The organism is Brevundimonas sp. (genome assembly GCF_030656255.1).
Classification (GTDB): domain Bacteria; phylum Pseudomonadota; class Alphaproteobacteria; order Caulobacterales; family Caulobacteraceae; genus Brevundimonas.
Map to the genome: position 1 here is coordinate 13,455 of NZ_JAUSOE010000137.1, position 25,049 is coordinate 38,503.

General features: G+C 68.5%; 32 protein-coding genes. 22 read left to right on the forward strand and 10 right to left on the reverse strand.

The annotated features are described in order from the left end of the window. Positions 1-67 precede the first annotated feature (67 nt). From Q7J26_RS13805 to Q7J26_RS13825, 5 genes are all read left to right on the forward strand, one after another. Positions 68-1,078, forward strand: coding sequence for an MJ0042-type zinc finger domain-containing protein (locus tag Q7J26_RS13805; RefSeq protein WP_304936981.1), 1,011 nt, complete (start codon positions 68-70; stop codon positions 1,076-1,078). Continuing rightward, a complete protein-coding gene (locus tag Q7J26_RS13810; protein WP_304936982.1) occupies positions 1,071-1,604 on the forward strand; it encodes a phosphoribosyltransferase in 534 nt (177 codons plus the stop codon). Before Q7J26_RS13805 ends, Q7J26_RS13810 begins: the two co-directional genes overlap by 8 nt. Positions 1,605-1,725: 121 nt before the next feature. After that, positions 1,726-2,280: a 50S ribosomal protein L21 gene (rplU, locus tag Q7J26_RS13815; protein WP_304936983.1), complete on the forward strand. Its 555-nt coding sequence runs from the start codon at positions 1,726-1,728 to the stop codon at positions 2,278-2,280. 97 nt (positions 2,281-2,377) lie between these two features. Continuing rightward, positions 2,378-2,665 (forward strand): 50S ribosomal protein L27, encoded by a 288-nt coding sequence (gene rpmA, locus Q7J26_RS13820; RefSeq protein WP_035309791.1) that lies wholly within the window; start codon positions 2,378-2,380, stop codon positions 2,663-2,665. A 167-nt stretch (positions 2,666-2,832) separates the two neighbouring features. Further along, complete coding sequence (locus Q7J26_RS13825; protein ID WP_304936984.1) at positions 2,833-3,366, forward strand: GNAT family N-acetyltransferase; 534 nt, start codon at positions 2,833-2,835, stop codon at positions 3,364-3,366. Positions 3,367-3,386: 20 nt separating this feature from the next. Here Q7J26_RS13825 and Q7J26_RS13830 read toward each other — a convergent pair whose 3' ends face one another. The 3 genes from Q7J26_RS13830 to Q7J26_RS13840 all read right to left on the reverse strand — a co-directional run bounded on the left by Q7J26_RS13830 (position 3,387) and on the right by Q7J26_RS13840 (position 4,823). After that, positions 3,387-3,581 carry a hypothetical protein gene (locus tag Q7J26_RS13830; RefSeq protein ID WP_035309794.1) on the reverse strand — a complete coding sequence of 65 codons (195 nt, stop codon included), beginning with the start codon at positions 3,579-3,581 and terminating at the stop codon, positions 3,387-3,389. Positions 3,582-3,685: 104 nt separating this feature from the next. Further along, positions 3,686-3,775 carry a BA14K family protein gene (locus tag Q7J26_RS17145; protein WP_370651947.1) on the reverse strand — a complete coding sequence of 30 codons (90 nt, stop codon included), beginning with the start codon at positions 3,773-3,775 and terminating at the stop codon, positions 3,686-3,688. 526 nt (positions 3,776-4,301) lie between these two features. Beyond that, positions 4,302-4,823: a hypothetical protein gene (locus Q7J26_RS13840; RefSeq protein WP_304936986.1), complete on the reverse strand. Its 522-nt coding sequence runs from the start codon at positions 4,821-4,823 to the stop codon at positions 4,302-4,304. Between the two features lie 216 nt (positions 4,824-5,039). Here Q7J26_RS13840 and Q7J26_RS13845 point away from each other — a divergent pair, with 216 nt between their 5' ends. Together Q7J26_RS13845 and Q7J26_RS13850 are read left to right on the forward strand one after the other, a co-directional pair. Further along, a complete protein-coding gene (locus Q7J26_RS13845; RefSeq protein ID WP_304936987.1) occupies positions 5,040-6,242 on the forward strand; it encodes a threonine ammonia-lyase in 1,203 nt (400 codons plus the stop codon). Next, a complete protein-coding gene (locus tag Q7J26_RS13850; protein WP_304936988.1) occupies positions 6,223-6,738 on the forward strand; it encodes an FKBP-type peptidyl-prolyl cis-trans isomerase in 516 nt (171 codons plus the stop codon). The genes Q7J26_RS13845 and Q7J26_RS13850 overlap by 20 nt, the downstream gene beginning before the upstream one ends. A 33-nt stretch (positions 6,739-6,771) precedes the next feature. Here the strand turns inward: Q7J26_RS13850 and queG are convergent, their stop codons facing one another. Together queG and Q7J26_RS13860 are read right to left on the reverse strand one after the other, a co-directional pair. After that, a complete protein-coding gene (gene queG / locus Q7J26_RS13855) occupies positions 6,772-7,887 on the reverse strand; it encodes a tRNA epoxyqueuosine(34) reductase QueG (protein ID WP_304936989.1) in 1,116 nt (371 codons plus the stop codon). A 56-nt stretch (positions 7,888-7,943) separates the two neighbouring features. Next, positions 7,944-8,477: a DUF2239 family protein gene (locus tag Q7J26_RS13860; RefSeq protein ID WP_304936990.1), complete on the reverse strand. Its 534-nt coding sequence runs from the start codon at positions 8,475-8,477 to the stop codon at positions 7,944-7,946. A 58-nt stretch (positions 8,478-8,535) separates the two neighbouring features. Between Q7J26_RS13860 and Q7J26_RS13865 the strand changes: the two genes are divergently transcribed. Beyond that, on the forward strand, positions 8,536-8,871 hold the full coding sequence (locus Q7J26_RS13865) for a GIY-YIG nuclease family protein (RefSeq protein ID WP_304936991.1): 336 nt from the start codon (positions 8,536-8,538) through the stop codon (positions 8,869-8,871). 64 nt (positions 8,872-8,935) lie between these two features. On the opposite strand, the gene Q7J26_RS13870 is transcribed toward Q7J26_RS13865, so the two are convergent. Together Q7J26_RS13870 and Q7J26_RS13875 are read right to left on the reverse strand one after the other, a co-directional pair. Next, a complete protein-coding gene (locus tag Q7J26_RS13870; RefSeq protein ID WP_304936992.1) occupies positions 8,936-9,622 on the reverse strand; it encodes a glutathione S-transferase family protein in 687 nt (228 codons plus the stop codon). Positions 9,623-9,682: 60 nt separating this feature from the next. Further along, a complete protein-coding gene (locus Q7J26_RS13875; protein ID WP_304936993.1) occupies positions 9,683-10,723 on the reverse strand; it encodes a cation diffusion facilitator family transporter in 1,041 nt (346 codons plus the stop codon). A gap of 154 nt (positions 10,724-10,877) precedes the next feature. Here Q7J26_RS13875 and Q7J26_RS13880 point away from each other — a divergent pair, with 154 nt between their 5' ends. The 13 genes from Q7J26_RS13880 (at position 10,878) to Q7J26_RS13940 (ending at position 21,985) form a co-directional block, all read left to right on the forward strand. Beyond that, the gene (locus Q7J26_RS13880) at positions 10,878-12,050 is read left to right on the forward strand and encodes a citrate/2-methylcitrate synthase (RefSeq protein WP_304936994.1); all 1,173 of its coding nucleotides are present in this window, start codon (positions 10,878-10,880) and stop codon (positions 12,048-12,050) included. Positions 12,051-12,088: 38 nt separating this feature from the next. Beyond that, positions 12,089-12,889: an undecaprenyl-diphosphate phosphatase gene (locus Q7J26_RS13885; protein ID WP_304936995.1), complete on the forward strand. Its 801-nt coding sequence runs from the start codon at positions 12,089-12,091 to the stop codon at positions 12,887-12,889. A 44-nt stretch (positions 12,890-12,933) separates the two neighbouring features. Further along, a complete protein-coding gene (locus tag Q7J26_RS13890; protein ID WP_304936996.1) occupies positions 12,934-13,845 on the forward strand; it encodes a class I SAM-dependent methyltransferase in 912 nt (303 codons plus the stop codon). A 34-nt stretch (positions 13,846-13,879) separates the two neighbouring features. Further along, a complete protein-coding gene (locus Q7J26_RS13895; RefSeq protein WP_304936997.1) occupies positions 13,880-14,629 on the forward strand; it encodes a pseudouridine synthase in 750 nt (249 codons plus the stop codon). A 32-nt stretch (positions 14,630-14,661) separates the two neighbouring features. Further along, the gene (locus tag Q7J26_RS13900) at positions 14,662-15,876 is read left to right on the forward strand and encodes an FAD-binding oxidoreductase (RefSeq protein ID WP_304936998.1); all 1,215 of its coding nucleotides are present in this window, start codon (positions 14,662-14,664) and stop codon (positions 15,874-15,876) included. A 41-nt stretch (positions 15,877-15,917) separates the two neighbouring features. Further along, positions 15,918-16,166 carry a type II toxin-antitoxin system Phd/YefM family antitoxin gene (locus tag Q7J26_RS13905; protein WP_304936999.1) on the forward strand — a complete coding sequence of 83 codons (249 nt, stop codon included), beginning with the start codon at positions 15,918-15,920 and terminating at the stop codon, positions 16,164-16,166. Next, on the forward strand, positions 16,163-16,579 hold the full coding sequence (locus tag Q7J26_RS13910; protein WP_304937000.1) for a type II toxin-antitoxin system VapC family toxin: 417 nt from the start codon (positions 16,163-16,165) through the stop codon (positions 16,577-16,579). The genes Q7J26_RS13905 and Q7J26_RS13910 overlap by 4 nt, the downstream gene beginning before the upstream one ends. Continuing rightward, positions 16,576-17,217 carry a phosphoribosylanthranilate isomerase gene (locus Q7J26_RS13915; protein WP_304937001.1) on the forward strand — a complete coding sequence of 214 codons (642 nt, stop codon included), beginning with the start codon at positions 16,576-16,578 and terminating at the stop codon, positions 17,215-17,217. Before Q7J26_RS13910 ends, Q7J26_RS13915 begins: the two co-directional genes overlap by 4 nt. A 77-nt stretch (positions 17,218-17,294) precedes the next feature. Beyond that, complete coding sequence (gene trpB / locus Q7J26_RS13920) at positions 17,295-18,497, forward strand: tryptophan synthase subunit beta (protein ID WP_370651949.1); 1,203 nt, start codon at positions 17,295-17,297, stop codon at positions 18,495-18,497. After that, positions 18,494-18,952: a hypothetical protein gene (locus tag Q7J26_RS13925; protein ID WP_304937002.1), complete on the forward strand. Its 459-nt coding sequence runs from the start codon at positions 18,494-18,496 to the stop codon at positions 18,950-18,952. The genes trpB and Q7J26_RS13925 overlap by 4 nt, the downstream gene beginning before the upstream one ends. Continuing rightward, the gene (trpA, locus tag Q7J26_RS13930; protein ID WP_304937003.1) at positions 18,949-19,791 is read left to right on the forward strand and encodes a tryptophan synthase subunit alpha; all 843 of its coding nucleotides are present in this window, start codon (positions 18,949-18,951) and stop codon (positions 19,789-19,791) included. The genes Q7J26_RS13925 and trpA overlap by 4 nt, the downstream gene beginning before the upstream one ends. Before the next feature lie 11 nt (positions 19,792-19,802). After that, a complete protein-coding gene (locus Q7J26_RS13935; protein WP_304937004.1) occupies positions 19,803-20,693 on the forward strand; it encodes an acetyl-CoA carboxylase carboxyltransferase subunit beta in 891 nt (296 codons plus the stop codon). Positions 20,694-20,698: 5 nt separating this feature from the next. Beyond that, the gene (locus Q7J26_RS13940) at positions 20,699-21,985 is read left to right on the forward strand and encodes a folylpolyglutamate synthase/dihydrofolate synthase family protein (RefSeq protein ID WP_304937005.1); all 1,287 of its coding nucleotides are present in this window, start codon (positions 20,699-20,701) and stop codon (positions 21,983-21,985) included. A gap of 172 nt (positions 21,986-22,157) precedes the next feature. On the opposite strand, the gene Q7J26_RS13945 is transcribed toward Q7J26_RS13940, so the two are convergent. After that, a complete protein-coding gene (locus tag Q7J26_RS13945) occupies positions 22,158-22,343 on the reverse strand; it encodes a hypothetical protein (RefSeq protein WP_304937006.1) in 186 nt (61 codons plus the stop codon). A 131-nt stretch (positions 22,344-22,474) separates the two neighbouring features. Between Q7J26_RS13945 and Q7J26_RS13950 the strand changes: the two genes are divergently transcribed. Then, positions 22,475-24,049 carry a beta-xylosidase gene (locus Q7J26_RS13950; RefSeq protein ID WP_370651948.1) on the forward strand — a complete coding sequence of 525 codons (1,575 nt, stop codon included), beginning with the start codon at positions 22,475-22,477 and terminating at the stop codon, positions 24,047-24,049. Between the two features lie 61 nt (positions 24,050-24,110). Here Q7J26_RS13950 and trxA read toward each other — a convergent pair whose 3' ends face one another. Both trxA and Q7J26_RS13960 read right to left on the reverse strand, forming a co-directional pair. Then, positions 24,111-24,446, reverse strand: coding sequence for a thioredoxin (gene trxA, locus Q7J26_RS13955; protein ID WP_008259544.1), 336 nt, complete (start codon positions 24,444-24,446; stop codon positions 24,111-24,113). Between the two features lie 117 nt (positions 24,447-24,563). Further along, positions 24,564-25,049, reverse strand: a 486-nt coding sequence (locus Q7J26_RS13960) for a PD-(D/E)XK nuclease family protein (protein WP_304937008.1), incomplete at its 5' end; no start/stop codon positions are given.

Here is a 25,049-nt window from a genome sequence, read left to right on the forward strand (position 1 = left end):
TTTGTTTCAGGGACAGGGCGCGAAATCGCGCCTTACAGGAGGGGGCGACAGCCTCGCAGTCAGCCACATGATACTGACCTGCCCCGCCTGCGCCACCAGCTATTTCATTCCCGACGACGCCGTGGGCGCGAACGGGCGCAAGGTGCGTTGCAAATCGTGCGGCGAAATCTGGCGCGCGACCAGCGACGAACCTCTGGAACTGAGCGTCGCGCCCGAGCCGCGCATCATCTCGACGCCCGAGCCGGACGCCGCCTCTGAGCCCGCCAGCTTGGCCGAGACCCCGGCCCCCGAGCTTCCCAAGGCCTTCCGCGCCCGCGCCGAACAGCAGCGTCGCCTGCGCCGCGCCGCCACCCATGGCGTGGTGTGGGCGGGCCTGGCCAGCGCCTTTGTCGGTTTGATCGTCTCGGCCTTCCTGTTCCGGGTCGAGGTGGTCGAGGCCTTCCCGCGCGCCGCCGCCGCCTATGCCGCCGTCGGGGCGCCCGTGAATCCCATCGGTCTGGACTTCGAGGCCATGACGGCCAAGGAGGTCGCCAATCATCCCGGCATGGTCCTGGTGTCCGGCGCGCTGCGCAATGTGCGCGACGCCGAGATCGTGGCCCCGCCGGTCCGCGTCGCCCTGCTGGACGAGCACGGCGCCGAGGTCGGTTTCAAGATCGTCGCCATCGACGCCGCCCCGGTCCTGCCCGGCAAGGTCCAGGGCTTCGCCGTCCTGATCCCCGACCCCGGCGGCCATGCGGCCGACATCGGGGTCAATTTCGTGACGACGGACGCCCCCCACGCCAAGCCGGACGCCGCTCACGCCGCGCCCGCCGAAGCGGCGCCAGCGGCGGATCATGGCGAAGACCACGCTGCGCCTCAGGCAGCGCCCGCTCACGAGCCCGATCATGCGCCCGCCGAGACGGGCGGTGGTCATGCGTCGGCGAACGCTCATGCCGCGATGGCGCCGGCCTCCAATGGCTTGAGATCTGCGGTCGCGCCGGGCGTCGCCCCGCGCAACGCCCAGGCGCCGATCGAGGCCCGCCCGATTCGCGTGGTGGACAACGGGCACGGCGAGGCGGTATCCGCCTCGCATGGCTGATCCCTCCCCCAAGCCGACCATTCTCCTGGCCGAGGCCGACATCGCCCGCGTCGTGGCGGATCTGGCCGCGCGCATCGCCCCTGTCATCGACGACGATACAGTCGCCGCCGTCCTGCTGACCGGCGGTCTGTGGTTCGCCGCCGACCTGACCCGCGCCCTGTCGCGCGTCGGCCGCAATGTCCGGTTCGACGCCCTGTGGCTGACCTCCTATGGCGACGACAAGACCAGCCGGGGCAAGATCGACGTCTATGCGCCGTTCCAGCGGCCCATCGCCGGGCGGCGCGTGCTGATCCTGGACGACGTCTTCGACACAGGCCTGTCCCTGGCCGAGGCCGCCCGGATCGCCCGCGAGGCCGGGGCCTCCGAGGTCCTGACCTGCGTTTTCGCCCGCAAGCCCTGGCCTGCGCCGCGCGCGCCCGAGCCGGACTTCGTCGGCTGGGAGGCGCCGGACCGGTTCCTGGTGGGCTACGGCCTGGACAATGCGGGCGGATTGCGTGGCCTTCCGGACATCTGCGCGCTGGACTGACGATAAAGCGGCCTGTTCGGCGTTGACTCTGAGACGCCCTTCCGTATATGTCGCCGCTCTTCGCCCCCGGGGGTCTCTCCGGAGGGCGTATTCATTTTTGCGTTTGCGCTGAGGCTTCAACATGTACGCGGTGATCAAGACCGGCGGCAAGCAGTACCGGGTCCAACCGGGCGATACGATTGTCGTCGAAAAGCTCGATGGCGACGCCGGCTCGGAGCTGAAGTTCGACAGCGTCCTGATGCTGGGCGGCGACAAGGGCGTGACCCTGGGCGCTCCCCTGATCGACGGCGCTTTCGTCGGCGCGACCCTGGTAGAAACCCGCAAGGGTGAGAAGATCAAGATCTTCAAGAAGACCCGTCGTCAGGGCTATCGCCGCACCAACGGCCACCGCCAGATGGAATCGGTCCTGCGCATCACCGGCATCGAAGGCGCCGGCGAGACCGCCAAGTGGGACGGCAAGGTCGATCTGACCACCAAGGCCGAGATCAACCTGCGGGCCCGCAACCTGGCCACCCGTGGCGCGACCTCCTCGCTGGGTTCGACCGAGACGGTCGTGACCGACGTGGACGGCGCCGAGGTCAAGGGCGTCGTGGTCGAGAGCTCGGCTCCCGCCAAGAAGGCCCCGGCCAAGAAGAAGGCCGCGCCCAAGGCTGAAGCCGCCGGCGACGAAGCCTAAGACATTCACCGGCGCTTCACCGCGCCAAACGGTATCACGGACGCGCTCAAGTAGGCCGAAAGGCCGGTAGCGCACCAAGAAGAGACGGAGCGGCAAGATGGCTCACAAGAAATCCGGTGGTTCGTCGCGTAACGGTCGCGACTCCGAGTCGAAGCGCCTGGGCGTGAAGAAGTTCGGCGGCGAGCGTGTGCTGGCCGGCAACATCATCGTGCGTCAGCGCGGCACCACCTTCCACCCGGGTGAGAACATCGGCATGGGCCGTGACCACACCCTGTTCGCCCTGACCCACGGCGCGGTGAAATTCACCAAGAAAGCCGGCGGCCGATGCTATGTATCGGTCCTCGCGGCCAACGACGACGCCGCCCAGGCTATGGCGGCCGAGTAACGCAGTCTGGAACACTCCGGATCGCGTTGCTCTTGAAAGCAGCCGGTCCGGACCAGGGAAGATATTCCGCGGGGAGTCTGGATCACCAGGCTCCCCGTTTGTGTTTCCCCGCCTCGTAGACCGCCCGAGCCCTCCAAGGTGGCGGTCCTTACGAAGAGGCGACTGCCATGTGCGTCATCGAAACCTCCCCCGTCGTCGAGACGCGGCGTCTGGTGCTGCGCGCGCCCGCGCCCCAGGACGCGCCGCGCATCGCCGCCCTGGCCAATGATCTGGACATCGCCCGCATGACCAAGCGGATGCCGCATCCGTTCCGGATCGAGGACGCTGACGACTTCGTGCTTCAGGTCGCGTCGCAGGACCCGGCGCGGGCCAACACCTTCGTCATCGAACATGAAGCGGCCGGCCCGGTCGGGGTCATCGGCCTGTTCGAGAGCGAGGATCGGGTTCCGGAAGCGGGATACTGGATCGGACGCGAATACTGGGGGCGGGGGTTCGCCACCGAGGCCCTGGACGCAGCCCTGGTCTGGGCCAGCCGCAAGTGGCGGCGGCGCGCCCTGGTCGCGGGGCATTTCGCCGACAATCCGGCGTCCGGCCGCGTGCTGGAGAAGTCCGGCTTTCTCTACACGGGCGAGACCCGTCGGGCGTGGAGCCGGGCGCGGCGGGCCGAGATCGAGACGCGGATGATGGTGTGGCTGGCCTGAGCGGCCAGCCCTAGCCCCAATCAGCCCGCCAGGCTGGGGCCGAAGACGGCGGCGGCGCCGACCAGACCGGCGACCAGCATGGCCACGGCCCCGGCGACGAAGGCCGTGGCCGTGCGGGCCCGACGGCGCCGTGCGCCGCCTGCGCGGTATTTGCGGATCAGGATCATGGGGCCTCGGGTAAAGGCCTCGGACCCGATGATGTTGTGCTGGGACAAGAAGGCGCTCCCCGACTGTCTCGTGAGCAGGGATCTGTCCGGGGTCGGAGTGGTCAGAAGATGGCGATCCGCGTTACCGGGGTCGCATCTTCGTGAGCGGCCGGTCAGCCGCAGAAGACCAGTCGTCCGTCATAGGTGCGATAATAGCCGCTGGCCGGGTCGTAGGAGCGGTAGGCGCTGCGACACCAATCCACCCGGCGGGCGTCGCGGCCATAGGCTGGGCGATCATGGCCATAGGCCGAGCCCCCGCCGGGATAGACAAGATCCGGACGGCCATAGGCGCCGGATATACGCCGGGGCCGCTGGAATAGCTGTAGCCATAGCCGGCGGAGCGATAGCGCCGCGCATAGGCCGGCCGCTGGTCGCGCCAGGCGGCGCCGCAGTCGGTGCGGGCGGCGTCCCAATAGGCGTCGCAGCGATAGTCGCCCGGCCGGTCCGCCTGGCCCTTGAAGTCGTAGAGGGCGCCTGAACCATAGGTCTGGTTGCGGCCGTAGGGACGATAGGCGTCCCGACCCTGATACGCCCTGTCGCGGGGATGATCATAGCGGGTCGGGGCGCCGTACCAGGTCTGGGCCACGGCCGGGGCGGTCGACAGGGCCGTGGCGACGGCGGCGATCAGGGCGAGTCTCATGATGGATCCCCAGGACGGCCGCGCGGGCCGGGGGCGGATGGGAACGCTTGGGAGGACGCCTACTGGATCGAACGACTTAAAGACCGGTGTTACAGGGCGACATTGACGACACGGCCGCCCCGGGTGTCAACGCGGCGCATCAGCACCAGGGGGGCTTCGTCGCCCGAACGGACCGGGACGATCAGGAACCAGCCGCCGTCGGGCAGGCCGCTGAAGCGGAACCGGCCATTGGCGCAGGTCTCGGAGCGGACGAAGCCGCTGTAGTTGGCGTTGGCGTCCGGCACGGTGCGGGCGCGGACGACGGCGGCGGGCACGGCGGCGCGGTCGGTCGAGCCGTACAGGGTGCGGAAGCGGGCGCGGGTGTAGGGGGTGTCGGGCGTCAGGCCGGCCGAGGCGACGCAGGCGTAGGTCTTGCCGTCCTGGGCATAGGTGATGCGGCCCTCGATGGCGGCCTGGCCCGAGCGTTCCGACCAGGCGAAGTCGGCGGTGTTGAAGGCGGCGGGGCCGCCGACGGGCGCACCGGTCGGGAAGGTGGTGGGCGCACAGGCCGACAGGGCGGCGGCGGCCAGACCCAGCACCAGGGCGGCGGGCTTCAGGGAACGGATCGACATGGGGCTTCCTCCGGAAATCCGGACCGCCCTGGGGGAGGCGGGGCCGGAAATGATCGTGGACCGGTCGCGGGGGTGCGACGGTCCATCTATCGCACGGGCGATAACGCGACTTCCACGGTCAAGGTTGCGCCCTCTGGACCGGGAACCGACAAAGCGCGAAAGAGGCGGAAGAAAATTCGTCGGGCGCGCCGCCCGGCGACCGTATGGATTATGCCCATGACCGTCACCTTCGCCGATATCCAGGCCGCCCAGGGCCGAATCGCCGGCCAGGTCGACCGCACCCCGACCCGCCATTCCCGCAAGCTGTCGCAGCTGACCGGAGCCGAGGTCTGGGTCAAGTTCGACAATCTGCATTTCACCGGCAGCTTCAAGGAGCGGGGCGCCCTGAACCGGCTGCTGATGCTGAGCCCCGAGGAGCGCAAGCGCGGGGTGGTGGCGGCCAGCGCGGGGAACCACGCCCAGGCCTTGGCCTATCATGGCGGGCGGCTGGGCGTGCCGGTGACCATCGTGATGCCGGAGGGGACGCCCTTCGCCAAGATCAACGGCACCCGGTCGCACGGGGCCACGGTGGTGATCCACGGCCTGGACTTCACCGGCTCGACCGAAGAGGCCCAGCGGCTGGAGGCGGAGAAGGGTTATGTCTTCGTCTCGGCCTTTGACGACGAAGGCATCGTGGCGGGCCAGGGGGTCTGCGCCATCGAATTGCTGGAGGACGCGCCGGACGTCGAGGCCCTGCTGATTCCCATCGGCGGGGGAGGGCTGATCGCCGGCTGCGCCATCGCGGCCAAGGCGATGAAGCCGGACATCAAGGTGTTTGGGGTCGAGGCGGCGCGATACCCGTCCTTTACGGCGCGGCGGGCGGGCAAGCCGCCGGTCTGCACCGGCCAGACCATCGCCGAGGGCATCGCCATCAAGGCGGTGGGCGAGATCCCCTTCGCCCTGGCCGACCCGCTGGTGGACGAGGTCTTCGTCTGCGAGGAGGCGGACTTCGAACGGGCGGTGGCCCACTATGTCACCTATGAGAAGACGGTGTCCGAGGGGGCGGGCGCGGGCGGTCTAGCGGCCCTGTTGGCCTATCCCGAGCGGTTCAAGGGGATGAAGGTCGGGCTGGAGCTGTGCGGCGGCAATATCGATGCGCGGATGCTGGCCGTGGTCCTGAACCGCGAGATGGTCCGTGAGCGGAGGTTGCTGGTTTACCGGATCCTGGGCGACGACCGGCCGGGCATGCTGTCGGCCATGGCGGCGGTGATCGGCGGCCTGGGCGGCAACATCATCGACGTGGTCCACAACCGCCTGGCGCTGGACGTGCCGGCCAAGGGCGCCGAGTTCGACATCATGGTCGAAACGCGCGATAGCGCCCACGCCGACGAGATCGGCGAGGCCTTGAAGGAACGCGGCTATGAACTTCGGATGGGGTAGGGCGGCCGTCGTCGCGCTTCTGATGCTGGCCGGCTGCGGCCGGTCGGAACCGGTCGATCCGAACGCAGGCAAGGCGGAAGCCGCCGCCTTCATGGAGAAGAACGCCAACGAAGAGGGGGTTCAAACCCTGCCGAGCGGGCTGCAGTACCGGGTGGTTCAGTCGGGCTCTGCGGGTGGCGTCAGCCCGGACCGAAACGATCTGGTCAAGGTCGATTACGAGGGCAAGCTGGTCGACAACACCGTCTTCGACAGCTCGTTCGCGCGCGGGGCGCCGGCGGTGTTCACGCCCGAGACCGTGGTGCCCGGCTGGACCGAGGCCCTGCAGAAGATGCGCGTGGGCGACGAGTGGATCCTGTTCGTGCCGCCGGCCCTGGGCTACGGCGAACAAAGCAGCCCCAAGATCCCGGCGAACTCGGTGTTGATCTTCCGGCTGAAGCTGCTGGATGTGGCCAAGGTTCCGGGCGGCGGATCGGGCGCGGGGACGGCGATGGGGTAAGCCCCGCCTCCCAAGCCAGGCTTCTGCGCGGAATCAGGGGCGCAAGCCCTGCCATTCGCGCAGAACCTGGGGGTCGGTCTCATGGGGCGCTTGCGCCAGGGCGGCGAAGTCGGCGGGGGCCATCAGACGCGACAGCGCCCAGACGGCGGCGCCGCGCAGCAGAGGGGCGGGGTCGGCCAGCAGGGCCTGGGTCGGGGCGATCAGGGTCGGGTCGTTGGAATTGCCGACCGCATAGAGGACGTTCCTCAGAAACCGGTCGCGGCCGATCCGCTTGACCGGGCTCTTGGTGAACAGGGCGCGGAAGGCGGCGTCGTCCAGCGCCAGCAGGTCGGACAGGCGCGGGCTGTTGAAGGCGGGGCGGGGCGCCAGCCGGATCTCGCGCGCTTCCTGGGCGAACTTGTTCCAGGGACAGACGGCCAGACAGTCGTCGCAGCCATAGATGCGCGATCCGGTCAGCGTGCGGAACTCCACCGGCCACGGCCCGGCGAATTCGATGGTCAGATAGGACAGGCAGCGCCGGGCGTCGAGCTGGAACGGGGCGGGGAAGGCGTTCGTCGGGCAGGCGTCGAGACAGGCGGTGCAGCGGCCGCAGTGTTCGGTCTCGGCCGCGTCCGGTTCGATCTCGGCGGCGGTCAGGATCGTGCCTAGGAACAGCCAGTTGCCGTGGGTGCGGCTGAGCAGATTGGTGTGTTTGCCCTGCCAGCCCAGGCCGGCGCGCTGGGCCAAGGGCTTTTCCATCAGGGGGGCGGTGTCGACGAAGACCTTGATGTCGGCGCCGTTGCGGGCCGCGATCTGACCGGCCAGCTGTTTCAGCCGGCCTTTGATGACCTCGTGATAGTCGTCGCCCCGCGCATAGATCGAGATATAGGCGGCCGAACGGTCGGCCAACTGGTCCAGCGGATTGTCGTCGGGGCCGTAATTCATGCCCAGGACGATGGCGGTCTTCGCCTCGTCCCACATGGCGGTGGGGTGTTGCCGGCGGTCCAGGGTCGTTTCCATCCACGCCATGTCGCCGTGTCGGCCCTCGTCCACGAAATGACGCAGCCGCTCGCCCGCCGGCCAGGCGTCGGCGGCCGAGGCGAAGCGGCAGACGTCGAAGCCGAGCTCGGCCGCGCGCTGGCGGATGAAGGTTTTCAGGCGGTCGGACACGGGGCGGGGGATAGCATAGTTTTCTCCTTCCCCCGCAGGGGGAGGGAGAGGCGAATCTATGCGGCCTCGCCGTCGAACAGGTCCAGAATCTGGGCCTGGATGTCTGTAGGCCACGGCGCGATCAGGGCGGCGAGCCGGTCGCGGTCTGCGGCGAACAGGGCGCGGCTGGCCTCTTCAAAATCGGGGGCGTCACCGGCCATTTCGACCATGAAACCATAGGCGGCCTCGGTGCAGCGGCGGCGGGCGCCCGCGTCCGCGCCGGTCTTGCGGGCCTGATCCACCAGCCGTCGCAGAGCGGCCGAGGCGCCGCCGGGCTGGGCCGCGAGCCAGTCCCATTGGCGGGGCAGCAGTGTAACTTCGCGGGCCGAGACGCCCAGGCGCGGGCGACCGCGTCGGGGCGGCGGAGCCGCTTCCCTCTCGCGGAGGTCCAGGTCGACCGGCCGGCCGGTCGCCAGATCGAACACGCGCAGCGCCGCTTGAGGTGAGGTCGCCAGGGCCTTGCGGAAGGCAGCCACGACAGCGGCGTCCGAGCCTCTGGCGATGCGGTTGGGACCGTCGAACAGCACCAAATCGCGATCTTCGTCGCTCATGTATTTACCCGGGTGAAATTAGCTGTCATGTTTATACCCGGATAAATAAGAGAGCGCCATGACCCAGACAAGCCGCAAGAGCCTGATCGCCGCATACAAGGAGCGGCCGACCATCGCCGGGGTCTATGCCGTGATCTGCAGCGCGACGGGACAGGTCTGGGTCGGCAAGAGCCGCCACATCGACACCGAGCAGAACGGCCTGTGGTTCGCGCTGCGCCACGGCGGCAGTCCTTACCGGTCGCTGCGGGCGGCGTGGAAGGCGCACGCGCCCGAGGATTTCCGGTTCGAGCAGTTGGACCGTTTGCCGGAGGATATCTCGGACCTGCGACGCAAGGACGAACTGGTCAGTCGGGCGAAGCTGTGGATCGCGCGCTTGGGTGCGGAGGCGCTTTAAGGGGCGCTTTTGCTTTCGTCATTCCGGGCGAAGGGCTGTTTGGCCCGGAATGACGAAAGGGGTTTTAGAAATCCAGATCCGCGTACCAGGCCGACGGCGGCACGCCGACGAAGCGGTCCGCCAGCAGGGGACGGAAGCAGGGGCGGGATTTGAGTTTGGAGTACCAGGTCTTCAGCGCGGGCCAGTTGTTCCACTGGACCTCGCCGAAATAGTCGAGGACCGACAGGTGGGCGGCGGCGATCAGGTCGGCCTGGCTGAGGCGGCGGCCGGCCAGCCAGTCGCGAGCGGCGACCAGCTCTTCCAGCATGGCCAGGTGGGATTTCAGGGCGTCGCGGCCGTGGCGCAGGGCGCGGGCCTCGGGCGGGCCCAGCTTGAGCAGGGGTTTCTCCATCCGCTCGTGCAGCAGGACGGCGTCGACCTCGTCGGTGAAGCGGCGCTCGAACCAGCCGGTCAGGCGGCGCGCCTCGGCCCGTTCGGCGGCGTCGGCAGGCAGCAGCAGGGGTGACTTCTGCTGATCCTCGATCCAGCCTAGGACAGCGGGCAGTTCGCACAGGGTCAGGGGGCGGCCGCGATCGGTGGTCTGGATCACCGGCGGCAGGCCCGAAGGATTGAAGTCGTTGACCGGACAGTCGTCCTCCCACGGACGGACCGGCGTGTCGGTCCATTCGATCCGCGCCTCGCCCAGGGCCAGGCGCGCGGCGCGCGAGGCGGGCTGGAAGGCGAATTGGAACAGGACGGTGGATTCGGACATCGCCGCTTGATGCGCCGACACCCGTTAATGTCCGTTTACCGGATGACGATCACGACACGATCAGGACCAGGGGCCCTTGGGCGGAGCGGTCGTGGGGGCGGCGGCGCGCGGCTCGGCGTCAATGGTCGATTCCGACGCAGCAGGGGCGGCGGGCGGCGGCTCCGTCGTTTTGGCAGGAAGCCCCACAGGCGGGCGGACCCGGCCGCGCGGATCCGCGTGGATCAGGATATCGGCGGTCGGATAGTGGCTGAGCACCCGGGTCTCGGCCTCGACGACGATGGCGTGGGCGGCGTCCAGCGTCAGGTCGGGGTCCAGATCGACGTGCATCTGAACCATCATCACCTGGCCCGCCATACGGGTGCGCAGCTGGTGGACGCCCGAGATGCGCGCGTCCGAGAGGACGGCCTGGGTGATCATGTTGCGGTCGGACTCGGGCACGGCGCGGTCCAGCAGGTGGTCGGCGGCGGCCTTCAGCATGCCGGTCGCCCCCCAGAACAGCCAGACGGCGACCACCAGGCCGGCGGCGGCGTCCAGGCCCGGCGCCCCCAGATAGGCGCCCGAGATCACCCCGATCAGCACCACCAGATTGGCAGCCAGGTCGGCGGCGTAATGGGCGCGGTCGCCGGCGACGGCCATGGAGCCGGTCTTTTTCAGGGCCTGGGTCTGCATCCACACCAGCCAGGCGGTGATGGCGATGGAGATGATGACGACCCCGGTCGCCCAGGCGCCGGAGGTGACGGGGCGCGGGTCGAAGATGCGCTGAATCCCCTCCCAGCCGATGAAGACGGCCGAGGCGAAGACAAGACCGGCCTGGACAAGGGCGGCCAGGGCCTCGCCCTTGCCGCGGCCGTAGCGATGATGCTCGTCCGCCGGGGCGGCGGCCCAGCGCACGGCGAAGAAGGTCGCCAGCGAGGCGACAAGGTCCAGCACCGAATCCGCCAGCGTCGCCAGGATGGAGACCGAACCGGAGGCGCCCAGCGCAAAGGCCTTGAGCGCGATCAGCACCAGGGCGACCCCGACCGACAGGCGCGTGATGCGGCGGGTGGCCAGGTGGGCGTCCTCGAGGGGCGCGGGTGCGGGAGGAGGGGCGGGCGACGTCATTCCCGCCTCTTGTCGCGCAATCGTGGCGGAATGCCAACCGCAGGCCCTAATTCGAGCGTCCCGTTTGGATTGCGGCGTGCGTTAGCGTTAAGGACACACAACGACGCTATGTCGGACGCCGTACATAGTTGATGGCATCAGTCGTGGGGACGACATGAGCGCTGACGAACGTTGGATCGCGCGTAGCGAGGCCCTGACCCGGCTTGGGGTCAAGGCCCAGACCCTGTACGCCTATGTCAGTCGCGGCCGGATCGCCGCCCGACCCGACCCCACCGATCCCCGACGCAGTCTGTACGCCGTCTCCGACGTGGCGCGGCTGTGCGGCGAGGGCGGCGGCGAGACGGATGGCCCCGAGGTGCGGGCGCCGGTCATGGGGGCGGCGGCGCGGGGCGAGGCGGACATCCAGTCCTCAGTGTCGCTGATCGCCGACGGCCGGCTGTTCTATCGCGGTCTGGACGCGGTGCAACTGGCGGAAGCCGCGACCATAGAGACGGCGGCGCGCACCCTGTGGGACGCGCGCGAGACCAATCCCTTCGCCGATCTGAAGCCTCGCATCGACCCCATCGTCGGCGGATCGACCCAGAGGCGGATCCTGGCCGTTCTGGGCCGTCGCGCCATCGAGGACCGGGCCCTGCGGGCGCATGATGCCGCCAGCCTCAAGCGCGAGGCGGCCTCGCTGTTGAGCGAGGTGGTGGACAGCGTTTCTGGCCCAGGGCCGCGCCTGTATCTTCACCAACGCCTGGCGCGGGGCTTCAAGGCGGCCGAACGCGACAGCCATCTGATCCGTCGGGCCCTGGTGCTGGGCGCCGACGCCGGGCTGGACGACGCGGTCCTGGCGACGCGGGCGGCGGCGGGCGGCGGCGCGCCCCTGGCCGGGGCCGTGCTGGCGGGCGCGACCACCCTGGGGGGGCCGCCCCTGGCGGAAATCGACGATGTCGTGGCCTATGTCGGCGAGGCGCGACGCGACCCGTCCGGCGCGGCGCGACGCTGGATCGGGCTGAGAGGCTGCGCGCCGGGCTTCGAGGCCGATACCGAGTTCGGCCGGATCGATCCGCGCGCCCAAGCCCTGCTGGACGCGGCGGACCTCACGGCGGACCTGAAGGCGGTCTGGGCCGAGGGCGAGGCGGCAGGCGGGCAGCCGCCAGGCTTCGGTCTGGCCTTGGCCCTGACGGCGCGCCGACTGGATCTGGGCCCGACGGGGGCGGGGGACTTGCTGATGCTGGGACGTCTGATCGGCCTTCTGGCCCATGCTGTGGATCAGGCGGCGGACGGCTCGCCTATCCGGGCGAGATTGCGCTATGTGGGGCCCGAGCCGGGCTCCCACTGACGTTTTTCGGTCAGTCGGGCCGGCCCCACGGGGATATTATGTCTGACTGGCTTGCAGCGATCATTCTCGGTCTGGTCGAGGGACTGACCGAGTTCATTCCGGTGTCCTCCACCGGGCATCTGCTTCTGCTCGGCCATTTCATGGGCTTCGAAAGCTCGGGCAAGACGTTCGAGATTGTCATCCAGCTGGGCGCCCTGCTGGCCATCGTCAGCGTCTATTTCAAACGGCTGTGGACCCTGGCGACGCGCTGGCCCTTCGATGTCGAGGCGCGGCGGTTCCTGATCGGCCTGCTGGTCGCCTTTGCGCCGGCGGTGGTGATCGGCTTCCTGGCCTATGGCTTCATCAAGGACGTGCTGTTCGAGACGCCCCAGGTGATCTGCGTCGCCCTGATCGTCGGCGGGATCATCCTGCTGCTGCTGGACCGGATGGACAAGCGGCCCCAGTGGCTGGACGCCGAGGCCTATCCGATGCGGATCTATTTCCTGATCGGCCTGTTCCAGTGCCTGGCCATGATCCCCGGCGTGTCGCGATCCGGCGCCACCATCGCCGGGGGGCTGCTGCTGAAAACCGACAAGCGGTCAGCGGCCGAGTTCAGCTTCTTCCTGGCCCTGCCCACCATGGGCGCGGCCGTGACCTATGACCTGCTGAAGAACCACAAGACGCTGGATTTCAGCGACGTTGGCCTGATCGCCGTGGGCTTCCTGGTGGCCTTTGTGACCGCGCTGGTGGTGGTGCGGTTCCTGCTGGACTTCGTGTCCAAGCACGGCTTCGGCCCGTTCGCCTGGTGGCGGATCGTGGTTGGCGTGGTGGGGTTGGCCCTGTTGCAGGCGGGGTTCTGAGGCTTCGACTGGCGATTTTCGTCCCCACCCTCTAAGGGCGGGGCATGACCATGCTTCTTTACGGCCGACCGCCGGTCGTCTTCGATCCGCCCAGCACTGGAGTGGGTGCGGCGATCCAGACCTCGCCCCTGATCCCCGGCTCCACCGCGTTGGAGACCGTGCCCGAGGGTTCGGTTGACGACATCATGATCTACGCCCCGCCCGGGGTGCTGGAACGCCGCCATGTCCTGGCCCTGGCGCTGAAGGCGCTGAAGGTCGGCGGGCGGCTGGATGTCATGGCGCCCAAGGACAAGGGCGGGTCGCGTCTGAAGAAGGAGCTGACCGGCTTCGGCGTCGAGGTGGGCGAGACCGCCAAGGCGCACCACCGCCGCTGCATCGTCGTCAAGCCCGAGGCGCTCACCGGGGTTGATGAGGCCATAGCCGAGGGCGCGGCGCGGATCGTGCCGGGGCTGGAGGCCTGGTCGCAGCCGGGGATCTTCGCCTGGGACCGGATCGATGTCGGGTCGGCCCTGCTGGCGCAGCATATGCCGGGGCTGAAGGGTGCGGGCGTCGATCTGGGCTGCGGTTACGGCGCCCTGGCGACGGTGGCCCTGCGGTCGCCGGCGGTGACGTCGTTGCGGCTGATCGACCTGGACCGCCGAGCGGTCGAGGCGGCGACGAAGAATGTGGTGGACCCGCGCGTTGCGGTCGAATGGGCAGATGTGCGGACGATGGCCGCAGACGGCGAGCTAAACTTCGTCGTCAGCAATCCGCCCTTCCACGACGGCGGGGCCGAGGATCGCCGGCTGGGTCAGGCCTTCATCCGCAAGGCGGCTGAGCTGCTGAAAAAGGGCGGGACAGCCTGGATCGTGGCCAACCGGCATCTGCCCTATGAGGCGGAACTGAACGCGGCCTTCATGCGGGTGCGCCTGGTGACGGATTCGGGCGGGTACAAGCTGTTCGAGGCGGTGAAGTGAGGCCGCGCTCAAGTAGCCGGAATGGCGGTAGCGCATGAAAAAAGTCCCCACTTCTCGCGTTGATCGCCTGCTGGGGTCGATGGGCTATGGCTCGCGGGCCGAGATGGCGCGGATGGCCAAGGCGGGCGGGATCGTGCTGGACGGCGCGGACCTGACCGACGTGTCCAAGCGGATTCCTGTGACGCGCGACCTGCCGACGCGGATGGAGATCGACGGCGAGCCGCTGGATCCGGTCCAGGGTCTGGTGATCCTGCTGAACAAGCCGCTGGGCATGACCTGTTCGCACAAGGAAGAGGGCGCGCTGGTCTATGACATTCTGCCGGGGCGGTGGCGGTCGCGCGATCCGGCCATCTCGACCATCGGGCGGCTGGACAAGCAGACCACAGGCCTGCTGCTGCTGACCGACGACGGCGACCTGTTGCATCGGGTGATTTCGCCCAAACGCCATGTGACCAAGGTGTATCGCGCCGGTCTGGCGCGGCCGCTGGTCGGGACCGAGGGGGCCTTGTTCGCCTCGGGCGAACTGGTGCTGGAGGGCGAGGACAAGCCGCTGGCGCCGGCGGTGCTAGAGGTGGTGTCCCCGACCGAGGCCCTGCTGACGGTGACGGAGGGCCGCTATCACCAGGTGCGACGCATGTTCGCCGCCGCCGGCAACCATGTGGAGACCCTGCATCGCGAGCGGATGGGCGGACTGACCCTGCCGGCCGATCTGGCGCCGGGGCAGTGGCGGCTGCTGAGCCCGGAGGAGATTGCGTCCATCTTCACGGAACCGACCGGCGGTTGACGATCTATGGCTCCGCTAGAGCGGAGCTGTTCATGACCGGCGCGACCATCAAACGGGATCTGAGAACGGGACGGTCGCTGTGGGCCGACAGCGTGGGTCTGGGCGTCAAGGCGCGTCCGCTGACCGAGGCGGTCGCGGTCGATGTCGCCATCGTCGGCGCCGGGATCAGCGGCGCCTTCACCGCGCACGAGCTAGCGCGGGATCATTCGGTGGCGGTGCTGGATCGGCGGCCGCCGTTGATGGGGTCGACCCTGGCCTCGACCGCCATGCTGCAGTGGGAAATCGATCTGACCCTGACGGCTCTGGGCGAGCGGATCGGTGTCGAGAAGGCGCGGCGCGCCTATCTGCGGTCGCGTGCGGCGGTGGATGACCTGAAGCAGATCGTGGTCAAGGAAGGCATCCGTTGCGGGCTGAGGCCCAAACAATCGCTCTATCTGGCCGGCGACACGTACGGCCATCGCGCGCTGGAGACCGAGGCCGAGGCGCGGGCGGCTCTGGGGCTGGAAAGTCGTTACCTCGGCCCGGCAGAACTGCGCGAGACCTTCGGCATCGAGCGGACCGGCGCTCTGGTGTCGGACGGTTCGGCCAGCGCCGATCCGGCCCGGCTGGCGGCCGGGCTGTTGCGGCGGGCGGGCGCGAAGGGCGCAAAGCTCTATTCCCCGGTCGAGGTTCTGGAGGTGGTCAGCGATCCTGAGGGCGTCACCCTGTTGACCGACGCGGGTCATGCGGTGCGGGCGAAACAGGTTATCTTCTGTTGCGGCTACGAGTTTCCCAAGGGCGTGCCGACGCCCGGCGCCAAGGTGATTTCCAGCTGGGCCATGGCGTCCAAGCCCCGCCAGCGATGCCCGGCCTGGCTGCGCGACATGCTGGTGTGGGAAGGGTCCGACCCCTACCTCTATTTCCGCATGGGCGGGGACGGGCGGCTGATCGTCGGCGGCGAGGACGAGGCGTCCCCCACCGCCCATGCGGACAAGGCCAGGCTGAAGCGCAAGTGCGAAACGATCACCGAGAAGCTGCGTCGCCTGCTGCCCGAGATCGAGTTCGAGGTGGACTACGCCTGGGCCGGGGCGTTCGGCGAAAGCGCGACGGGCCTGCCTCAGATCGGGCCGGTCGAGGGGATGGACCATGTCCACGCCGTCATGGGCTTCGGCGGCAACGGCATCACCTATTCGGTCATCGCCTCGCAGATCGTCGGCCGGGCGGTGCGGGGCGAGGCGGACCCGGATGGGGATCTGTACCTAGGGTAGCAGGCCTTTGTGGTTGGATCGCGAACGCGGTATGATAGGCCATGAGCCACTATTCGGTGACAGAAGCACAGGCAGACCTGGCCCGACTCATCGAGGCCGCCGAACGAGGTGAGACGGTGGTCATCGACCGCCCCGATCCTGATGTGGAGGTGAAGATCGTGGCGCGGCGCATCCGTCCCGATGGACCGCACGATATCGAATGGCTGAGATCTGTGCGCGTCCAGCCGAGTCGTGGTCCGGTGAATACGGCGGCGGCCCTGGCGGAAATGAAGGAAGAACGTGGCCGGTGAGCGTCTATCTGGACGCCAGCGTCATCGTTCCCTTGTTCGTGCAAGAGAAGACGAGCGAGGCCGTGCTTGCCTGGATGGCGTCGGTCGATAAGGTGATCGTGTCCGACTGGGCGATCGCCGAGGTGTCGTCGGCCATGTCGCATCACGTCCGCCGCCGAAGCCTGGATCCCGACGAGCGGGATCTGGCGGAGACGAAGTTCAACATCTGGCTGGATCGTGCGGCAGCGGTGAGAGAGGTCGAACCAGAGGACGTGATGGCGTGTCGCTTCCTGCTGCACCGACATCCGCGATTGCGGACGCCGGACGCCCTGCACCTTGCCATCGTACAGCGGCTGGAATGCGATCTCGCTACCTATGACCATGATCTGGCTGATGCCGCGCGTCGGGACGGTCTGACGGTGATCGCGCCATGACGACCAAGATCAAGATTTGCGGCCTGACCACACCGGACACCCTGGACGCCGCGCTGGATGGCGGGGCGGATTTCGTGGGGGCGGTGGTGTTTCCAAAAAGCCCCCGGCATCTGGCGCCCGAGGCGGCCGCGCGTCTGTTCGAACGGGCGAGGGGGCGGGCGAAGATCGTGGCGGTGACGGTCGATCCGGACGATGGCTTGCTGGACGAGATCGCGCGGGTGCTGCGGCCTGACTTCATCCAGCTGCACGGGGGCGAGACCCCGGCGCGGGCGGAACAGGTGCGGGCCGTGACCGGGGCGGGGGTGATCAAGGCCCTGCCGATCCGGCACGGCGACGATTTCGCGGCCGCCGACGAGTGGGATTATCACGCCGATCACCTGATGTTCGACGCCAAGCCGCCGGAGGGGTCGGTCCTGCCGGGCGGGGTGGGGCACAGTTTCGACTGGACTCTGCTGGCGGACCGGGCGTTTCGCCATGACTGGTTCCTGGCGGGGGGGCTGAATCCCGACAATGTGGCTGAGGCCCTGCGGATCACCGGGGCGCCGATGCTGGATGTGTCCTCTGGCGTCGAAAGCGCGCCGGGTGTTAAGGACCCCGACCGGATCGCGGCCTTCATCCAAAACGCGCGCCGGACGTAATTACGACGCCTCCCTGCGTGAAAGTTGGACTCGTGAACGCTCAAACCCCCATCCAGACCCCTGATCCTGCTCAGCCGCTGTCCAACGCCTATGCCTGGCCGGACGCGCAGGGTCGGTTCGGTCCCTATGGCGGGCAGTTCGTGGCCGAGACCCTGATGCCGCTGATCCATGAGCTGGACGCAGCCTATAAGGCGGCCAAGGCCGATCCCAGTTTCCAGGCCGAGCTGGACGGCTTCCTGACCCATTATGTCGGTCGCGAGAGCCCGCTGTATTTCGCCGAGCGGCTGACCGAACATTTCGGCGGGGCGCGGATCTGGCTGAAGCGCGAGGACCTGAACCATACGGGCGCGCACAAGATCAATAATTGCATGGGCCAGATCCTGCTGGCCCGCCGCATGGGCAAGACCCGGATCATCGCCGAGACGGGCGCCGGTCAGCACGGCGTCGCCAGCGCGACGGTGTCGGCGCGGTTCGGCCTGCCCTGCACCGTCTATATGGGGGCGGTGGACGTGGAGCGGCAGCAGCCGAACGTGTTCCGCATGCGTCTGCTGGGCTCGGAAGTCTTCTCGGTCACGGCGGGCGCCGCGACCCTGAAGGACGCGATGAACGAGGCGATGCGCGACTGGGTGACCAATGTGTCGGACACCTATTACATCATCGGCACGGCGGCGGGTCCGCACCCCTATCCGGCCATGGTTCGCGACTTCCAGTCGGTGATCGGCAAGGAGATCAAGACCCAGTCGATGGCCCGGATGGGCAAGCTGCCCGAGGCTGTCGTGGCCTGTATCGGCGGCGGGTCCAACGCCATCGGCGCCTTCCACCCCTTCATCGAGGATGAGGCCGTGCGCCTGATCGGCGTCGAGGCGGCGGGTCACGGGCTGGATACGCCGGACCATGCGGCCTCGCTGAAGGGCGGGCGGTCGGGCGTGTTGCACGGCAACCGGACCTATCTGCTGCAGGACGACGACGGAAACATCGTCGAGGGCCATTCGATCTCGGCCGGGCTGGACTATCCCGGCATCGGGCCGGAACACGCCTGGCTGCACGACATCGGCCGGGCCGAATATCGGTCGGCGACGGACAATGAGGCGCTGGAGGCCTTCCAGCTGTGCTCGAAGCTGGAAGGCATCATCCCGGCGCTGGAGCCGGCCCATGCGCTTGCGCGCACGGGCGAAGTGGCGCGCGAAGTCGGCAAGGGCGGGGATGTCGTCCTGCTGATGTCGGGCCGGGGCGACAAGGACATCTTCCAGGTCGCCAAACATCTGGGAGTGAAACTGTGATCCGTAGCCTGCTGGCGGCGACCGCCGTCCTGAGCCTTTCAACTGCCGTTCAGGCCCAGACGCCTGCGCCCCAGGCCGTCCAAGGTCAGCCGGCCGATGTCGGCTTGCTGCCTGGCGCGGAACTGTCGGCCGATTGCGGCGGGCTGAACAATCTGGCCGGCCGCGCCTGGTGCGTCACCGCGCCTCTGGGGCAGGTCGGCGCCCTGGCCGACGCCTATATCGCCGATCTGGCCACAAAGGGCTGGCTGGCGGCGGGCGGCGACGAGAACCGCGTCGTCCTGATCAAACGTCGCGACAGCGGCGGTTGCGACGGCATGCAGATGGTCGCCTTCTACGACACCGCCAAGACCGCTGTGGCGGAACTGCCCGCCTATCTGGGCTTCGCCACGGTGCCCGGCGACGTGTGCGCCCAGGCTGCTGCTGAAAAGCCTGCTTCGGAAACTACGCCGCAATGACCACCGCCCGTATCGACGCCCGTTTTGCTGCGCTGAAGGCCGAGGGCCGTGCAGCTTTTATTCCCTATGTGATGGGGGGCGATCCCTCGCGGGACGAGGCGCTGGAGATCCTGCGCGGCCTGCCCGACGCCGGGGCCGACATCATCGAGCTGGGCTTTCCGTTCAGCGATCCGATGGCCGAGGGGCCGCCGATCCAGCGGGCCGCCATTCGTGGGATGAAGGCCGGGTTCGGCCTGCGCACCACCATGGATCTGGCGCGCGAATTCCGTAAGGGCGACGACGCCACGCCCATCGTGCTGATGGGCTATCTGAACCCGATCGAGAGCCTGGGCTATGACGCCTTCGCCGCCTATGCCGCCGACTGCGGCATCGACGGACTGATCGTCGTGGACTGCCCGCCGGAAGAAGCGGGGCCCCTGATCGAAGCGCTGGACAAGGTGTCGATCTCGCTGATCCGTCTGGCCACGCCCACCTCGGACGACGCGCGGCTGAAGATTGTGGTCCAGGGCACTTCGGGCTTCGTCTATTACGTCGCCGTCGCGGGCGTGACGGGCGTCAAGGAGGCGAACGCCGAGGTGGTGGCGCCGGCGGTGGAGCGGGTGCGCAAGGCGTCCGGTCTGCCCGTCGCGGTCGGGTTCGGGGTCAAGACGCCGGAACGGGCCGCCGAGATCGCTCGTGTGGCTGACGCCGTGGTGGTGGGCTCGGCCCTGGTCGACGAGGTCGCCGCCGCGCTGGAGGCGAACGAGCCGGTCGCGCCGCGTGTTCTGGCCCGGGTCAAGGCGCTGGGCGATGCGGTTCGGTCCGTGCGCACTGGTGCATCCCTGGCGGAAACCGTCTAAGAGCCCCGCCCATGGTCGACAAGAACAAACCCCAGGAAAAGCGCGGCGGCTGGCTGAGCCGTTTCGCGCCCGGCGTCCGCAAGATCGTTTCGCGCCGCGACACCCCCGACAATCTGTGGGTCAAGGACCCCGACTCCGGCGAGATGCTGTATCGCTCGGATCTGGAGGCCTCGCTGTGGGTCACGCCGTCGGGCCGCCATATGCGGATCGACGCGCCGACGCGGCTGAAGGCCACCTTCGACGGCGGTCAGTATGAGGCGATCGACACGCCGGACGTGCCGGAAGATCCGCTGAAATTCTCGGACGGCAAGCCCTACAAGGACCGCCTCAGCGCCGCGCGCAAGGCGGCTGGGCGCAAGGATACGATGGCCATCGGCTATGGTTCGGTCGGCGGCCAGGCCGCGGTCGTGATCGTCCAGGACTTCACCTTCATGGGCGGGTCGCTGGGCATGGCGGCGGGCGAAGCCTTCATTAAGGCCGCGCGCGAGGCCGTGGCCCGCAAGGTCCCGATGGTCTGTTTCACCGCCGCCGGCGGCGCGCGGATGCAGGAAGGCGCCCTGTCGCTGATGCAGATGGCGCGCACCACCCTGGCCATCCAGGAGCTTAAGGCCGCGACCCTGCCCTATGCCGTGGTCCTGACCGATCCGACGACAGGCGGCGTGACGGCGTCCTACGCCATGTTGGGCGACGTGCATCTGGCCGAGCCAGGCGCCCTGATCGGCTTCGCCGGTCCGCGCGTGATCGAGGCCACCATCCGCGAGAAACTGCCGCCGGGCTTCCAGCGCGCCGAATATCTGCAGGAAAAGGGCATGGTCGACCGCGTGGTCGTGCGCGCCGACCTGCCGCGCGTCCTGGGCCAGATCCTGTCCATGCTGATGGGCGGAAACCGCCAGGCGGCCTGACGGCCTTGGACCCGATCTCCGAGCGGCTGCGCGCCCGACATCCGCAGCGGATCGATCTGTCGCTGGATCGGATGAAGGCGCTGTGTGCGGCCCTGGGCGATCCGCAGCACAGGCTGCCGCCGGTGGTCCATGTCGCGGGCACGAACGGCAAGGGATCGACCGTGGCCATGATCCGGGCCATCGCCGAGGCGGCGGGGCTGAAGGTCCATGCCTATACCTCGCCCCATCTGGTGCGGTTTAACGAGCGGATCCGGCTGGCGGGGCGGCTGATCGAGGACGATCATCTGAACGCCATCCTTGACCGGATCGAGGCCGCCATGGCTGAGACGGGCAGCGAGGCCACGGTGTTCGAAAGCACCACCGCCGCCGCCTTCCTGGCCATGGCCGAGACGCCGGCCGACCTGGCCATCATCGAGGTCGGATTGGGCGGGGTGCTGGACGCCACCAATGTTATCGAGCGGCCGCTGCTGAGCGTGATCGCTCCGGTCGATTACGATCATGCGGAGTTCCTGGGCACGGACCTGGCCGTCATCGCCTCGGAGAAGGCGGGGGTGTTGAAGGCGGGCGCGCCGGCGGTGATCGCGCGCCAGCAGGAAGAGGCGATGAAGGCCATCGAGCGGCGGGCCGTCGATGTGCATGCGCGGCTGACTGTGCTTGGGGTGGATTTCGACGCCTGGGCGGAGCGGGGCGGACTGGCCTTCCAGACGGCCGAACTGTTCATGGATCTGCCGGCGCCGGCACTGGCGGGGGCGCACCAGATCGACAATGCGGCCCTGGCCGTCGCGGCGGCGGTCGAGCTGGACCTGCCCGAGGCGGCGATCGCGCAGGGGCTGCAGGCCGTGCGCTGGCCTGCGCGGCTGCAACGGATTTCGGCCGGCCCCTATGGCGCGGCGGCGCGGGCGGCCGATGCCGAACTGTGGCTGGACGGGGGGCACAATCCCCATGCGGCGAGGGCGCTGGCGGCGTTTCTGGCCGAGCGACAGGCACGGGCGCCGCGTCCGCTGGCCCTGATCTGCGGGATATTGGCGAACAAGGATGCGGGCGGGTTCTTTGCCGCGCTGAAGGACAGTCAGGCGACAGTCTTCACCGTCGGCTTCGAAGGGGCGGCGGCTGAGCCGGCGGCCCTGGCGGCCGTGGCGCGCGGGCACGGGCTGGCGGCGACGCCGGCGGGATCGGTCGGCGAGGCGGTGGATTTGGCGCTGCGGCTCGGCGCGGGGCGGGTGGCGATCTGCGGGTCGCTGTACCTGGCGGGCGAGGTGCTGGGGGCGAGCCGAGAGACCTGGCCAGAGTGATTTCTCTCCCTCCCCCTGCGGGGAGGGGCGTCGCGCAGCGACGGGGTGGGGGCGGCAAGGCAAAGGCGCACTGATCTGATCCGGCAATGCGTAGCCCGGCCCTTCCCACCCGGCTCCGGCTACGCCTCCGCCCCCCTCCCCCGCAGGGGGAGGGAGAATAGGGTCCAGTGTCTTACTTGCTCATCCAGGGGCGGGATTTGCCGGCGGCGATGCGGGCGTTCTGTTCGCGTTGGAAGCGGCCGCCGCGCGGGGCCTGGGGACGGGCGTCGAGCGCCGCCTTCTTCAGACGCAGGGCGCGCTGGACGGGGGTTTCGTCTGCGGGGGCGTCGGCGTCCGGGGTTTGATCGTCGTGGCTCATGCGACTGACCTATCACACCGTGAGGGGCTTCGTCCCGAAGACGTGAAGCTGCGGCCAAACGACCGAGTTGCCCCGCGTGTTTGTTAGCGCTACCAAAATGAAAACAACAGCGGATGGAAACCATGGATCGGATGAAGATGTCAGGCCGTGCGGGGTTGGCCCTGATCGGGGCCTTGGCGGTGCTGGCGGGGCCGGCGGCCGCTCAGAGCGCGTCGGGTGCTCGCCCCATCGTGGTGGACGCCAAGGGGGCGACGAGCGCGCGTGACCGAATGGCCGAGTTTTCGGTCGGCGCTGACTATCCGGGGACGACGATCCGCGAGGACGCCCTGGGGCAGTTGAAGACGGTGCGCGACGAGCTGGGCTTCCGCTACATTCGTTTCCACGACATCTTCCACGACGACATGGGCGTGTATCGCGAGGTGGACGGCCGGCCGGTCTATGACTGGACCCGGGTCGATCAACTGTACGACCGCATGCTGGGCATGGGGATCAAACCCTTCATCGAACTGGGTTTCACCCCCGATGCGATGAAGACCTCGGACCAGACCATCTTCTACTGGAAGGGCAACACCTCTCATCCGCAGCCCGAGAAATGGACCGGGCTGATCGACGCCTTCGTGCGCCATCTGATCGGCCGCTACGGCGCAGAGGAGGTGCGGTCCTGGTATTTCGAGTTCTGGAATGAGCCGAATCTGGACGGCTTCTGGGAACGGGCCGATCAGGCGGCCTATTTCGACTATTACGGACGTACGGTTCGGGCCATCAAGGCTGTTGATCCGACCCTGCGCGTGGGCGGGCCGTCGACCGCCGGCGCGGCCTGGGTGCCCGAGTTCCTGGCCTATGCCGACCAGCATCAGTTGCCGGTCGATTTCGTCACCACCCATACCTATGGGGTCGAGGGCGGCTTCCTGGACGAGAAGGGGGAGGGCGACAACAAGCTGTCGCGCGCGCCCGACGCCGTCGTCTCGGATGTGCGCAAGGTGAGGGGCGAGATCGAAGCCTCGACCCGGCCGGGTCTGCCGATGTTCTTCACCGAATGGAGCACGAGCTATAATCCGCGCGATCCGATCCATGACGACTATTTCGGCGCCTCCTACATCCTGACCAAGCTGCACGAGAGCGAGGGCCTGGTTCAGGGCATGAGCTATTGGGCCTTCAGCGACCTGTTCGAGGAGCCGGGGCCGCAGACCAAGCCGTTCGACGGCGGCTTCGGCCTGATGAACCCGCAGGGCGTGCGCAAACCGACCTTCTTCGCCTACAAATATCTGAACAGCCTGGGCGACCGGGAGTTGGCGACCGGCGACGCGCAGAGCATCGCCGCGCTGAAGGGGGACACGGTTCAGGTGCTGGCCTGGCGCTATGAACTGCCCGACCAGCCGATCAGCAACCGGCCCTTCTTCCGCCAGGTGCGTGAACCCTCGGCGGCGGCGCCGCTGGATATCGTGGTTCAGAATCTGATGCCCGGCGTCCACCGCGCGACGGTGCGGCGGGTCGGGTTCCAGTCCAATGACGCCTATACGGCCTATCTGGAAATGGGGGCGCCGGCCGCGCTGGACGCCGCGCAGTTGCAGCGGCTGAACGACCTGACGCTCGATACGCCCGAGGTGCGGTCCGTCACCGTCGGCGCCGACGGGCGGGGGCGTCTGAGCGTGCCGATGCGGACCTATGACGTGGTGCTGGTGGAGATCGACCCGGCCCGTCCGTAGAACGAAAACGCCCGCCGGTGTGAACCGGCGGGCGTTCGATCTTCGGCGATCTGCTGGAGGATCAGGCGTCGGCCTTGACGCCCGCCTCGGCCAGCCATTCGACGATCTTGCCCTTGGGCATGGCGCCGACCTTCATCGAGGTCATCTGGCCGTCTTTGAACAGCATCAGGGTCGGGATGCCCTTCACGCCCAGTTTGGACGGGGTCATGGGGCTGTCGTCAATATTGATTTTGGCCACGGTGACCTGACCGCCCAGTTCGTCGGCGATCTGTTCCAGCGCCGGGCCGATCTGTTTGCAGGGGCCGCACCATTCGGCCCAGAAGTCCACCAGGACGGGGGTGGAGGATTTCAGAACGTCGGCGTCGAAGCTTTCGTCCGTGACTTTTACAGTCGCCATGAATGGCTCCTTGGGGCGCTGTCGCCGGGCCCACGGGGGCGAACGGCTTGAGCGCGTGTTGATGTTGGCCGGAGCGTCCGGGTTCGGTCGCAGATGTGGGAGCGAATCGCGGGCAATTCAACTGTTCGCCAACGCCGCGTCCAGCATCGCCTGCGGGATCGGCATCAGTTTCGGGCCGTCGGTCCAGACCAGAGCCGCCTCGACCGGGCGGTCGGGATAGAGGCGTTTCAGCACGGCGACATAGACGGCGGCCTGCAAGACATAGGCGGGATCGACCCGGTCCAGGGCGTCCGGGGCGGGGCGGTTGGTCTTGTAGTCGATGACCAGGACCCGGTCGGGGGTGACCACCAGCCGGTCGATACGGCCGTTGATCGCCACGTTCGACGGGCCAGGCAGGGCGCCGGTCAGGGCCACCTCGGCGCGGGAGCCGGGACCGAAGACGGGGGCGAAGCGGGCGTCGTCCAGCACCGAGAAGGCGGCGGCGATCATTTCGGCGCGCTGGGCCTCGTCCAGATCGGTCTCGCGCGCCAGCAGGCGACGGGCGGCGTCGGGGCGGTCGCCGGGCGCGATCTCGGGCAGGCGCTCCAGCAGCCGGTGGATCAG